General features: G+C 70.6%; 13 protein-coding genes. 5 read left to right on the top strand and 8 right to left on the bottom strand.

Features of this window, described 5'->3' with window-relative positions:
* From ACFY3J_RS18365 to ACFY3J_RS18330, 8 genes are all read right to left on the bottom strand, one after another.
* A partial coding sequence (locus ACFY3J_RS18365; RefSeq protein ID WP_390841259.1) for a nucleobase:cation symporter-2 family protein occupies positions 1 to 1,266 on the bottom strand: 1,266 nt, incomplete at its 3' end.
* A 320-nt stretch (positions 1,267 to 1,586) separates the two neighbouring features.
* On the bottom strand, positions 1,587 to 2,972 hold the full coding sequence (locus ACFY3J_RS18360) for an 8-oxoguanine deaminase (protein WP_390841252.1): 1,386 nt from the start codon (positions 2,970 to 2,972) through the stop codon (positions 1,587 to 1,589).
* Between the two features lie 67 nt (positions 2,973 to 3,039).
* Positions 3,040 to 4,449: a nucleobase:cation symporter-2 family protein gene (locus tag ACFY3J_RS18355; protein ID WP_390841251.1), complete on the bottom strand. Its 1,410-nt coding sequence runs from the start codon at positions 4,447 to 4,449 to the stop codon at positions 3,040 to 3,042.
* 62 nt (positions 4,450 to 4,511) lie between these two features.
* A complete protein-coding gene (gene pucL, locus ACFY3J_RS18350) occupies positions 4,512 to 5,447 on the bottom strand; it encodes a factor-independent urate hydroxylase (protein WP_376403067.1) in 936 nt (311 codons plus the stop codon).
* A gap of 8 nt (positions 5,448 to 5,455) precedes the next feature.
* Positions 5,456 to 5,857, bottom strand: a complete 402-nt coding sequence (gene uraH / locus ACFY3J_RS18345) for a hydroxyisourate hydrolase (RefSeq protein ID WP_384185219.1) — start codon at positions 5,855 to 5,857, stop codon at positions 5,456 to 5,458.
* Positions 5,858 to 5,879: 22 nt separating this feature from the next.
* Complete coding sequence (gene uraD, locus ACFY3J_RS18340; protein WP_384185215.1) at positions 5,880 to 6,389, bottom strand: 2-oxo-4-hydroxy-4-carboxy-5-ureidoimidazoline decarboxylase; 510 nt, start codon at positions 6,387 to 6,389, stop codon at positions 5,880 to 5,882.
* A gap of 120 nt (positions 6,390 to 6,509) precedes the next feature.
* Positions 6,510 to 6,872 carry a helix-turn-helix domain-containing protein gene (locus tag ACFY3J_RS18335; protein WP_361412247.1) on the bottom strand — a complete coding sequence of 121 codons (363 nt, stop codon included), beginning with the start codon at positions 6,870 to 6,872 and terminating at the stop codon, positions 6,510 to 6,512.
* On the bottom strand, positions 6,869 to 7,120 hold the full coding sequence (locus tag ACFY3J_RS18330) for a hypothetical protein (protein WP_376499508.1): 252 nt from the start codon (positions 7,118 to 7,120) through the stop codon (positions 6,869 to 6,871). Before ACFY3J_RS18330 ends, ACFY3J_RS18335 begins: the two co-directional genes overlap by 4 nt.
* 170 nt (positions 7,121 to 7,290) lie before the next feature.
* On the opposite strand from ACFY3J_RS18330, the gene ACFY3J_RS18325 reads away from it, so the two are divergent.
* From ACFY3J_RS18325 to ACFY3J_RS18305, 5 genes are all read left to right on the top strand, one after another.
* Positions 7,291 to 8,130: a TIM barrel protein gene (locus ACFY3J_RS18325; protein ID WP_390841250.1), complete on the top strand. Its 840-nt coding sequence runs from the start codon at positions 7,291 to 7,293 to the stop codon at positions 8,128 to 8,130.
* 67 nt (positions 8,131 to 8,197) lie between these two features.
* Entirely contained in the window at positions 8,198 to 9,091 is an 894-nt protein-coding gene (locus ACFY3J_RS18320) for a 2-hydroxy-3-oxopropionate reductase (protein WP_384185208.1), read from the top strand.
* A gap of 196 nt (positions 9,092 to 9,287) precedes the next feature.
* Positions 9,288 to 10,751: a catalase gene (locus tag ACFY3J_RS18315; protein ID WP_384185205.1), complete on the top strand. Its 1,464-nt coding sequence runs from the start codon at positions 9,288 to 9,290 to the stop codon at positions 10,749 to 10,751.
* A 463-nt stretch (positions 10,752 to 11,214) separates the two neighbouring features.
* A complete protein-coding gene (locus ACFY3J_RS18310) occupies positions 11,215 to 11,451 on the top strand; it encodes a hypothetical protein (RefSeq protein WP_141357001.1) in 237 nt (78 codons plus the stop codon).
* A gap of 211 nt (positions 11,452 to 11,662) precedes the next feature.
* Complete coding sequence (locus tag ACFY3J_RS18305) at positions 11,663 to 12,244, top strand: TIGR04222 domain-containing membrane protein (protein WP_390841249.1); 582 nt, start codon at positions 11,663 to 11,665, stop codon at positions 12,242 to 12,244.
* The last annotated feature ends 63 nt before the right edge of the window (positions 12,245 to 12,307 follow it).

Below are 12,307 nucleotides of genomic sequence, written 5' to 3'. Positions count from 1 at the left end.
CAGCGTGAAAGGGAGGTCGTCGTCATGTCCGGCAGATTCCCATGTGGGTGAACCACTCGATCCCCGAACGATCACCGAAGGTTTAATTTCAAGCTCAGGGAAGGCGTGGTAGAAGTTCGGCACCGTGATCGGGATGATGCCGACGGCGATCGAGACGGCGACGATCAGGACGTTGTTGTCCTTGTCGAGGCCGGCCCGGGCCAGGGTCTGGATGCCGCTGGCGGCCACCGAGCCGAACAGGACCACGCCCGCGCCGCCGAGCACCGGGCGCGGTACGACGGCGATGAGCGAGGCGGCCATCGGGCACAGGCCCATCAGGACCAGGAAGCCGCCGCCGAAGGCCACCACGAAGCGGCTGCGGATCCGGGTCATGGCCACCAGGCCGATGTTCTGCGCGAAGGCGCTGCACATGAAGCCGTTGAACAGGGGACTGACGGCGGAGCCGAGCGTGTCGGCGCGCAGACCGGCGGCGATCGTCTTCTCGTTCACCGGGCGTTCGACGATCTCACCGAGGGCCAGCATGTCCGCGGTGGACTCGGTCATCGAGACCACCATCACCACGCACATCGACAGGATCGCGGCGACCTGGAACTGCGGCGCGCCGAAGTGGAAGGGGGTCGGGAAGCCGACCACCTGGGCGTCCGTCACCGGGCCGAAGTCCGTGACCCCGAACGGAATCGCTATGACCGTGCCGGCGATCAGCCCGAGCAGGACCGCGATCTGCTTGACGAAGCCGCGGGTGAAGCGGCGCAGCAGCAGGACGATGACCAGGGTGATGCCGGCCAGGGTGAGGTTCGTCGCCGAACCGTAGTCGTGCGCGGCCGGATTGGGGCCCTGGGCCCAGCCGAAGGAGACGGGCAGCAGGGAGACACCGATCAGGGTGATCACGGTGCCGGTGACCACCGGCGGGAAGAAGCGGATCGCCTTGCAGAAGATGGGCGCGGCCAGGAAGCCGAGGACACCCGCCACGATCACCGCGCCGAAGATGATCGGCAGGGCGTCGGACTTGTCCTTGGTGGAGGCGACGATCGCCGTCATGGGGGCGACACCGGCGAAGGTGACGCCGTTGACGAAGGGGAGCCGGGCGCCGATCTTCCAGATGCCGAGGGTCTGCAGGAAGGTGGCGAGACCGGCCGTGAACAGGCAGGCCCCGGTGAGGAAGGTCAGTTCGGTGCCGGACAGGCCGATGGCCGCGCCGACGATCAGAGGCGGGGCGACCACACCCGCGTACATGGCGGCCACATGCTGCAGGCCGCTGGTCGCCATCTTCAGGATGGGGAGTTTCTCGTCCACGGGATGGATGGTGGACTCGGCTGGCTGTCGTGCCTCGTCACGGGACGTGGGGTGAGCGGTCACGGCGGCTCCTCCGGTCGGTTAACACGTCGTCTTCGACGTGGATGTCAAAGAGGTGGTGCGTGCGGTCGTGCGGGACCGGGGACGGGCCCTCGGCGGGGCCCGCGGGGCGAACGGAGACCGTTCCGGGGCGCGTGTCCAAGCGCGCCCCGGAGCCGGCCCGCCGCGGACCCCGCTCGGGTCCACGGCTACCGGTCGGGAGCCGTCCCTCCCGTCCGGAGTTCCTCAGTCGGTCAGCTCTGCGCGGTGATGCGCGCCAGCCGCTGTGCTTCGGCCCGCGTGGCACGGGCGATGGCGTCCTCGTCGGCGGTCAGCAACCGGCCGTCCTCGACGATCTGCCGCCCGTCCACGAAGGAGGCGGTGACCGGTGCCGCCGCGCCCAGTACCAGGGCGGTCACCGGGTCGGCGATCGAGGCGTGGGCCAGCGTGTCCATCCTCCACAGCACCAGGTCGGCCAGCTTGCCCGGCTCCAGCGAGCCGATCTGGCCGGCCCGGCCGAGCACCTGGGCGCCGCCGTAGGTGCCCAGGCGCAGCGCCTGACGGGCGTTCAGGGCCGCCTCGCGGTGTGCGCCGAGGCGGTTGATCAGCAGGGCGTTGCGCAGTTCGGTGTGGAGTTCGCCGGACTCGTTGGAGGCGGTGCCGTCGACACCGAGGCCGACCGGGACGCCCGCCGCCAGCATGTCGGGGACCCGGGCGATTCCGGCCGCGAGGCGGGCGTTGGAGGAGGGGCAGTGCGCCACACCGGTCTTCGTGCGGGCGAAGGCGGCGATGTCGGAGTCGTTCATGTGGACGCAGTGCGCCATCCACACGTCCTCGCCCAGCCAGCCCGTGGACTCGAAGTAGTCGGTGGGGCCCATGCCGAACAGTTCGTGGCAGAACTTCTCCTCCTCGACCGTCTCCGAGCCGTGGGTGTGCAGCCGTACGCCGAGCCGGCGGGCCAACTCCGCGGCCTGCTGGAGCAGTTCGGTGGAGACGGAGAACGGGGAGCAGGGGGCGACGGCGACCTGCGTCATGGCGTCGAAGGAGGCGTCGTGGTGCCGCCGAACGGTCTCCTCGGTGGCGGCGAGCGCGCCCTGGAGCGTCTCCACGGCGAAGTCCGGCGGCAGTCCGCCGTCCTTCTCGCCGCGGTCCATCGAACCGCGGGCCAGGGTGAACCGCACGCCCGTCTCGCGGGCCGCCCGGATGATCGCGCCGGACAGGTCTCCGGAGCCGTGCGGGAAGACGTAGTGGTGGTCCATGGCGGTGGTGACGCCGCCGCGGGCCATCATCGCCAGCGACCCCTGGGCCGCCGCGTACACCATCTCCTCGTCGATGCGCGCCCAGGTCGGGTAGAGCGCGACGAGCCAGTCGAACAGGTTGTGGTCGGTGGCCAGGCCCCGGGTGATCCACTGGTAGAAGTGGTGGTGGGTGTTGACCAGACCGGGCGTGGCCAGATGGCCGCTCGCGTCGATCCGGCGCACCACGTCCTTCAGCCCCTCGGGGGCCTTGCCCGCGCCGACCGACTCGATCCGGTTGCCGGCGAGGACGAGGTGTCCGAAGGCGTACTCCGTGTCGTCCGCGTCCACGGTCGCGATCGCGCAGTTCTCGATGACGACGCGCTGGGCTGCCGATGGTGCCATTGCGCTTCCTTGTCTTTGGTGGCGGCCCGTGGACGTGGGGCGTCCACGGGGAGGGCACGGCAGGACCCTAGGAGGATTTGAGTGCCGGAGCCGTGCTGCTCCGGGTGCCGAGGTGGTGGAAGAACAGGTTGAGCATGACGGCGACGATGGCGCCGGCGCTGATTCCGGAGCCGAGGACGGTCTGCGCCCAGGCGGGGAACCGGGTGTAGAAGGTGGGCGCGGCCAGCGGGATGATGCCGGCGCCGAGGGCCACGGCGACCAGGATGATGTTGGAGCTGTCGTCCAGTCCGGCCTCGGACAGGGTGCGGATGCCGCTGACGGCGATCGAGCCGAAGAGCACGATGCCCGCGCCTCCGAGGACCGGCATGGGCACCAGGGAGACGACCGCGCCGAGGACCGGGAAGGCGCCGAGGAGCAGCAGGGCGGAGCCGGCGACGGCGACGACGTAGCGGCTGCGCACCCGGGTCAGCGAGACGACGCCTACGTTCTGGGCGAAGGCGGAGGTGGGGAAGCCGCCGAAGACGGGGCCGAGCAGGGTGGCGAGGCCGTCGGTGCGCAGGCCGCGGGTGATGGTCCGGGCGTCGGCGCGGCGGTCGCAGATCTCGCCGAGGGCGAGCATGCCGGCGCTGGACTCGGTCATCAGCACCAGCATCACGATGCACAGCGACAGGATGGCCGCGGGCTGGAACACGGGGGCGCCGAAGGCGAAGGGGGTGGGCAGCGCGGCGACCGGGGCGGACGCGATGCCTCGGAAGTCGGCCATGCCGAACGGAAGGGCGGCCAGGGTGCCGATGAGCAGTCCGAACAGCAGGGCGACCTGTTTGACGAAGCCCTTGCCGAAGCGCTGGATCAGCAGGATCACCACGAGGGTGAACGCGGCGAGGGCGAGGTTCTTCATGGAGCCGAAGCCGGCGGCGGTCCGGTCGCCGCCCTGCGCCCAGCCGACGGGCACCGGCATCAGCGTGACCCCGATGAGGGTGATCACCACGCCGGTGACCAGTGGCGGGAAAAACTTCAGCAGCCGTCCGAAGAACGGGCCGACGGCCAGGCAGAAGGCGCCGGCGACCATCACCGCGCCGTAGATCGCGGGGAGTTGGTGGCCCTTGGCGTTGTTCTCGGCGATGGCGAGGATGGGGGCGATGCCGGCCGAGGAGGCGGCGTTCACGAACGGCAGGCGGTTGCCCACGAGTTGCTTGATGCCGATGGTCTGGAGGATCGTCGCGACGCCGGCGATCAGCAGGCTGGCGGCGATGAGCCGGGTGCGGCCCGCGATGTCGAGGCCGCAGGCCTGGCCGATGATGAGCGGAGGGGTGACAACGCCCGCGTACATGGCGGCGATGTGCTGGAGTGCGGCGGGGACGAGCCGCGAGGGGTGGAGCTTCTCGTCGACCGGGTGCACGGACGTGACGGCGTCCTCGGTGTGCACCGGCGGGGTGGAACACGGGCCTTCGACGGGCCCTTGAGCAGGCAGTGCCATTTCGTTCCCTCCGGTGTGGCGCGCCACCGGTCCGGAGCGGGTCCGGTGGCGCGCGTCCCGCGTCAGAGGTTTGTCATGTCGACCGGGATGAGCTGCTCGGCGCCGTCCCGCAGGATGGTGGCCTCGATCAGGCCATAGGGGCGGTCGGCGGCGTAGTAGACGGCGCCGTCCTTGGCATCGTTCTCGATCCCGAAGGGCGACAGGTCCGAGCGGAAGTGGTGCTTGTTGGGCATCGAGAAGCGGATCTCGTCGACCTCGTCGCGGGAGTTCAGCACTCGCACACCCATTTCGAAGAGGGTCTGCTGGAGCGAGTACGAGTAGGTCTCGGCGAACGCCTGCAGCGCGTGCTTGCGCACCCCGTTGTACGAGCGCTCCCAGTCGGGGGCGTGCGAGTCGATGCCGTTCCAGTTGTGCCGCCACCAGGTGGAGACGGTGGTGGCGAGGATGCGGTCGTGGTCCTCCTCGAGGGAGGTGTACTTGTCCTTCAGGAAGCCGAAGAACTCGGAGTTGGTCGAGTTCAGGACGGTCAGGTCCTTGAATCCGGAGAGCACCTGGATTCCGTGGCCGTCGTAGGTGATCTGGGCGACGCGGGTCTCCTGGCCCTTGCGGACGAAGGAGTGGGCGATCTCGTCCGAGCCGACGAAGCGCGCGCCGGACTGCGAGGTCTCGATCCGCTCCCAGGCGTACTCTTCGACGCGGATGCGGGCCCGGTGGATGGGCTCGGTGTTGTCCACGAAGTGGCGGGCGAGCTTGACGCCGAAGTCCTCGGCGCTCTGGATCCCGTGTTCCTTGGCGAAGGCGAACACCGTGTTCTTGGTGGTGTCGGTCGGCAGGACGTTCGCGTTGGAACCGCTGCGGTGGACCTCCTCCATGTCGCCGGAGAGGGCGATGGAGACGTTCAGGTCCTTGATGTGGTGCGTGTCGCCGTCACGCGTGATCTTGACAACTCGGTTCTCGGCCTTGCCGTACTGGTTCTGTCCCAGGACGAAACGGGTCATGGTGTCGGTCAGCTCCCTCGGTAAACGGAGTAGCCGAACGGGTTGAGCAGCAGCGGAACGTGGTAGTGCTCACCGGGCACCACCGCGAAGGCGATGGTGACCTCGGGGAAGAACACCGGCCGGCCGTTCTCGCTGTCCCGGAGCGCGGGGGCGTCCTGCTGGGCCGCGGCTTGTTTCTTGGCGAAGTACGTCTCGGTGTCGAACTCGAGCCGTACGTGGGTGGTGCCCTCCGGCGGCGCCGGAAGGTCCTTGCACCGCCCGTCGGCGTCGGTCGAGGATCCGCCGAGCGCCTGCCAGTCCGCATCCCGCCCGGAACGGGCCAGGATGCGGACGGCGACGCCCGCTGCGGGGCGGCCGGCGGAGGTGTCCAGGATGTGCGTGGACACGGAGGCGGTGGTCTCGGTGCTCATGTTTTCCTCTTCGGGCGTCTTCTCAGGCGTCTTCGAGCAGTCGGGCGAGCCGGATGCGGTTGATCTTCCCCAGTTCGCTGCGGACGATCTCGCGTTCCTGCTCCGGCGCGTTGCCGATCCGCTCCTTGAGCGCGTCGCGCATCTGCTCGCCGGTCCGGCCGGTGGCGCAGATGAGGAAGACGTGGCCGAACTTGTCCTGGTAGGCCAGGTTGAGGTCGAGCATCTCGGCCTTGAGTTCCTCGGAGGCGCCGGCCATGCCGCGCTGTTCGCGGGCCGAGGCCGGGTCGCCGGGCTTGGGACGGCCTATCGGCGGGTGGCCGGCCATCGCCTCCCCGAGGTCCGCGGGGGTCAGCTCCGACATGGCGGCGTCGCTCGCGGCTTCGAGGTCGTCGGGGGTGCCGCAGGGGCGGGCCGCCAGCATCCGCTCGACCCATGTTGTGCTGGCGCACGCTTCCAGAAGGGCGGCTCGGGCCGCGGCTTCGGGGAGGGCGTTGAATCGGGCGAGGCCCGGTGGCGTTGAGGTCGAAGTCACGGGAGCCTCCGTGGGCTGTTGACGGCCTTCGCGTTGAACGGGCTGCGGATAGCTAACGCCCTGTCGAACACTGCGTCAACAGTTTGTTGAAAATTCCGGGACGACGGGCCCGGTGGCGGCTCAGCCCTGCTTGTCGCGGTTGAGGTAGTTGTAGACGGTGAAGCGGCTGACGCCCAGCGCGCTCGCCACGGTCTCCACCCCATGCCGGACGGAGAAGGCTCCGCGCGCCTCGAGCACCCGCACGACCTCCTGCTTGGCCTTGCGGTCCAGGTCCGCGAGCGGCATGCCCTGCCTGCGCTCCATGGCGGCCAGGATGTGGTCCAGCGAGTCGGCGAGCTGCGGCAGGCGTACGGCGACGGCCACGGCACCCTCCCAGGAGAGCACGACGTCGTCGGGGCCGGCCTCGTCGGGCGGGAGCATCCGGCCGCCGATCGCGTCGACCAGCGGCTTCAGGGCCGCGATGAAGGGCTCCTCCCCGATCACCTCCCGTCCTCCCCGATCACGGTGACCTGAAGGGAGATCCGGGTGGCGCCGGCCCGGAGGGTCCTGCGCAGCAGGGCGTCCACGGCGTCCAGGACGGCGTCGGCACCCCCCTCGGCCGTGTTGCCGAACGGGCCGACGTCCACGGCGTCCAGCTCGGCGGCCTCGACGACCTCCCGCGCCACCACCGCGTGCGCGGGGGCCTCGTCCAGGTCGAAGGGTTCGGTCGTGAACTCCACTCTCAATCGCACGCGCACAACCTAACGTGCGGGCCGCTTTCCGGGCAGTCCCGGCGACCGGGATCCACACAGGCGCCCACACCCTCTTGACAAGCCACGACACCCCCCGGCAGTCTTCCATTAGGCAGAAACAAACTTCCGCCATACGGAATACGGCGACAACGGAAGGGAGCGCGGCCCTGATGGGATTCGCAGACCAGCGCTTCAACGTCAACCTGTCGATCCTCTTCACGGAACTCCCGCTCCTGGAGCGGCCGGCGGCCGCCGCCGCGGCCGGCTTCACCGCGGTCGAACTGTGGTGGCCGTGGATCGACTCCCCCACCCCGGAGCGTTCCGAGACCGATGCCCTGAAGAAGGCGATCGAGGACGCGGGCGTACAGCTCACCGGCCTGAACTTCTACGCGGGCAAGCTCCCGGGCCCCGACCGCGGCGCACTGTCCGTCCCCGGTGAGGAGTCGGAGAGGTTCCGCGCCAACATCGACGTGGCCGCGGATCTCGCCCAGTCCCTCGGCTGCACGGCCCTCAACGCCCTGTACGGCAACCGGGTCGAGGGCGTGGACCCGGCCGAGCAGGACGCGCTCGCGCTGGACAACCTGGTCCTCGCGGCCCGGGCCGCCGACCGGATCGGCGCGATCCTGCTGATCGAGGCACTGAACAAGCCGGAGTCGCCGCTGTACCCGCTGGTGAGCGCGCCCGCCGCCGTCGAGGTGGTGGACAAGGTGAACGCGGCGTCGGGCCTCGGCAACGCCAGGTTCCTGATGGACCTGTACCACCTGTCCATGAACGGCGAGGACCTGCCGTCGGTGATCGAGCGGTACGCCGCGCGGACCGGCCACGTCCAGATCGCCGACAACCCCGGCCGCGGCGCGCCCGGCACGGGCTCGCTCCCACTGGAGGACCTCCTCGGCCAGCTGGGGAAGGCCGGCTACGACGGCTGGGTCGGCCTGGAGTACAAGCCGGGCGACAGGCCGAGCGCCGAGGCCTTCGCGTGGCTGCCGGCCGAGGCCCGAGCGGCCCGCTGACCAGCCCCGGCACCTTCCAGGGCCCCGACTCCCAGACGCAGCACAGAAGTTAGAGAGGCACCCGCACATGACCACCACCCTTCCCAAGGTCGCCTGGATCGGCCTCGGCATCATGGGCTCCCCCATGTCCGAGAACCTGATCAAGGCGGGCTACGCCGTCACCGGCTACACGCTGGAGCAGGCGAAGCTGGACCGGCTGGCCGCCGCGGGCGGCACCGCGGCGGGCTCGATCGCCGAGGCGGTCCGGGACGCCGACGTGATCGTCACGATGGTGCCCGCGTCGCCGCAGGTCGAGGCCATCGCCTACGGCGCGGACGGCATCCTGGAGAACGCGCGCTCCGGCGCGCTGCTGATCGACATGTCCTCGATCACCCCGCAGACCTCGATCGACCTGGCCGCCGCCGCCAAGGACAAGGGCATCCGGGTCCTGGACGCCCCCGTCTCCGGCGGTGAGGCGGGCGCCGTCGAGGCGGTGCTGTCGATCATGGTCGGCGGCGAGCAGGCCGACTTCGACACGGCCAAGCCGCTCTTCGAGGCCCTGGGCAAGACGATCGTGCTGTGCGGCCCGCACGGCTCCGGCCAGACCGTGAAGGCCGCCAACCAGCTGATCGTCGCCGTGAACATCCAGGCGTGCGCCGAGGCCGTGGTCTTCCTGGAGAAGTCGGGCGTGGACCTGAAGGCGGCGCTGGACGTCCTCAACGGCGGCCTGGCGGGCTCGACCGTGCTGACGCGGAAGAAGGACAACTTCCTCCAGCGGGACTTCAAGCCGGGCTTCCGCATCGACCTGCACCACAAGGACATGGGCATCGTGACGGACGCGGCCCGCACCGTAGGCGCCGCCCTGCCCGTCGGCGCGGTGGTCGCCCAGCTGGTGGCCTCCCTGCGCGCGCAGGGCGACGGAGGCCTGGACCACTCGGCCCTGCTGCGGGCCGTGGAGCGCCTGTCCGGCGCCCAGGTCTGACGGACCCCAGACCTCCGGACGGCGCCGCCGCCGACACCAGTCATGTCGCGCCCAGGCGGCGGCGCCGTCCGGATCCACCACCCCTTGTTCAACAAACTGTTGACGCGTCGATCACACCGATCCTAGGCTCCACGCAAGCGGAAACTCCACGAAGCGGAAACGCATTTCCGCTGCTCCTCTGCACGGAAGGTCCCTGATGTCGAAGCGCGTCCTCACGACCGAGTCCGGCGCCCCGGTCGCCGACAACCAGAACTCCGCCTCCGCCGGCATCGGCGGCCCCCTCCTCCTCCAGGACCAGCACCTGCTGGAGAAGCTGGCGCGCTTCAACCGCGAGCGGATCCCGGAGCGCGTGGTGCACGCCCGCGGCTCCGGCGCCCACGGCCACTTCGAGGTGACCGACGACGTCACCGGTTACACCCACGCCGATTTCCTGAGCACGGTCGGCAGGCGCACCGAGGTGTTCGCGCGCTTCTCCACGGTGGCGGACTCCCTCGGCGGCGCGGACGCGGTGCGCGACCCGCGCGGCTTCGCGGTGAAGTTCTACACCGAGGAGGGCAACTACGACCTCGTCGGCAACAACACGCCGGTGTTCTTCGTCAAGGACCCGGTGAAGTTCCCCGACTTCATCCACTCGCAGAAGCGCGACCCGTTCACGGGCCGTCAGGAGCCGGACAACGTCTGGGACTTCTGGGCGCACTCCCCCGAGGCCACGCACCAGGTGACCTGGCTGATGGGCGACCGCGGCATCCCCGCCTCGTACCGCCACATGAACGGCTACGGCTCGCACACGTACCAGTGGACGAACGCCGAGGGCGAGGCCTTCTTCGTCAAGTACCACTTCAAGACCAACCAGGGCATCCGCTGCCTGTCCACCGAGCAGGCCCAGGAGATCGCGGGCACGGACCCGGCCTCCCACCAGACGGACCTGCTCCAGGCGATCGAGCGCGGGGTGCACCCGTCCTGGACGCTGTACGTCCAGATCATGCCGGCGGCCGAGGCGGCCGACTACCGCTTCAACCCCTTCGACGTGACCAAGGTCTGGCCGCACAGGGACTACCCGCTGCGGCGGGTGGGCCGGCTGGTCCTGGACCGCAACCCGGACAACGTGTTCGCCGAGGTCGAGCAGGCCGCGTTCTCCCCGAACAACTTCGTGCCGGGCGTCGGCCCGTCGCCGGACAAGATGCTCCAGGGGCGGCTGTTCGCCTACGCCGACGCCCACCGCTACCGCCTGGGTGTCAACCACACCCAGCTCGCGGTGAACGCACCGAAGGCCGTGCCCGGCGGCGCGGACAACTACGGCCGTGACGGCCTCATGGCGTCCAACTCCCAGGGCCGGTACGCCAAGAACTACGAGCCGAACTCCTACGACGGCCCCGTCGAGACCGGCCGTCCGCTGTCGGCCCCGCTGGCGGTGACGGGCCACACGGGCACCCACGCGGCGCCCCCGCACACCAAGGACGACGACTTCTTCCAGGCCGGCGAGCTGTACCGGCTGATGTCCGAGGAGGAGAAGCGGCGTCTGGTCGCGAACATCGCCGGCGGCCTCTCGCAGGTCTCCCGCGACGACGTGATCGAGAAGAACCTCGCGCACTTCCACGCCGCCGACCCGGACTACGGCAGGCGCGTGGAGGAGGCGGTACGCGCCCTGCGCGAGGACTGACACCGAGACCCGCGTACGGGGTCCAACGGGAGGTCATGCCCCGGACCCCGTACGCGTACGGCCCGCCCGGGCCGTCGGGCGACCCGGATGAGGGGTGGCCGCCCGATGGCCGTGCGGGCGCGTGGACCGCGGCGGCGTGCGAGCCAGTGCGGTGGTGAAGGCGACGGAGCGTTCTCCCGACCGGAGGGAGGACGTCCCGGAGCCGTCGCACCCGCCGCGGTCCCGGCCACCCGCCTCGCCCAGAACGGTCCTGCCGCGAGGCCCCTGATCCCGTCCGGCGGCGCGAATGTCCTGTCGCGCCCAGTCTCGCGCCGTCGGACGGCAACCAAGCGGACCGCAGGAGGAGCGCCGGACCCGGGTCGGAACCCGGGTCCGGCGCTCCTCGTCGTCCACCAGGTCCCGGTGTCCCCGGGGTGCGGACCGGGAGCCGGCGCAGGAGGCTGAGGGTCAGGAGGCTGAGGACATGGACAACCCCACGAAGCATCCGCACATCGTGGTGCACGCACCGGCCCTGGACGGCTCCCGGCGGGTGACCGAGGGCGACGTGACCCTCGGACTCGCGTCCCACCTGGACGACGTGGTCGAAATCCTGCGACTGGCCGACCTGGACCGCGTGGAGGTCGAGGAAAGCGACCTCATCGAATGGCAGGGCGGCGGCCCCGAGACCTGGCCGGGCCTACCGGAACACGACGACACCTGAACGTACGGAGCAGCCGGGCCGCCGCATGGCCGGCGGACGGTGCGGCTGGGGTGTCTACCGCAGTGGGCGTACCGCGGGTACGGCATGCTCAAATCATGCTCTGAAGTAGGGGCGGCAGGTATCGGGCAGCCCCGGATGCGGGCACATTCTCCTCGACGGGGCCCGCCGGTACGGGGGCGGCGGGCCCCGTGTTCCGGCCGCTGGGGGTCCCATGGACAGTGACGCAACGAACCGGCTCGCGCCGCACGAGATCGCGTTTCTACGGGGCGGCCGCCGCGCCGCCGTCACGGTCGCCGTGCTCGCTCTGCGGGCGCGGGGCGCCGTCGGTCCCGGACGCGGCGGCACGATGCGCACCACGGGGCCGGCCCACGGCGCGGGGGCGGATCTCCCCGCCCTCCCCCACCTGACGAAGACCGTGCACGCCGCCCTCTACCGCCCCGCGGGCATGCGGCAGTTGCTGGACCGGGAACCCGTCGCGCTCGCACTGATCGACCTGCGCTACGAACTCACCGTCGCCGGGCTGCTGCGCGTCTTCCCGCCCGGGCGCACCCGGGCGGGCCGGCGAACCCTGAGGGACCTGCGGGACCGGCATCCGCTGCCCGCCACCGGAAGGGGCCTGTCGTTCGACGACCGGCTGCTGGCCGTGGCCCTGTACGGGGACCGGGCGCTGACCCGGCTCATGCCGCGCTTCGCGCGGGAGGGGGGACTCCTCGGGCGGGGCGGGACGACCGAGCGGGAGCTGCCGCAGTCCTGGGGCGGCGGCTCGGGCGGCTTCAGCTGCGCTTCCGTGTGACGGCTCCGACGAGGTACGTCGGAACAGCATGAACATGAGAAGGGGACGGCCCCCTGCGGGCGG

Origin of the sequence: Streptomyces sp. NPDC001231, from assembly GCF_042896885.1 — a bacterium.
Lineage (GTDB): Bacteria > Actinomycetota > Actinomycetes > Streptomycetales > Streptomycetaceae > Streptomyces.
The sequence above is the reverse complement of the archived record's forward strand: the minus strand, read 5'-3'. Positions and strand labels throughout refer to the sequence as shown.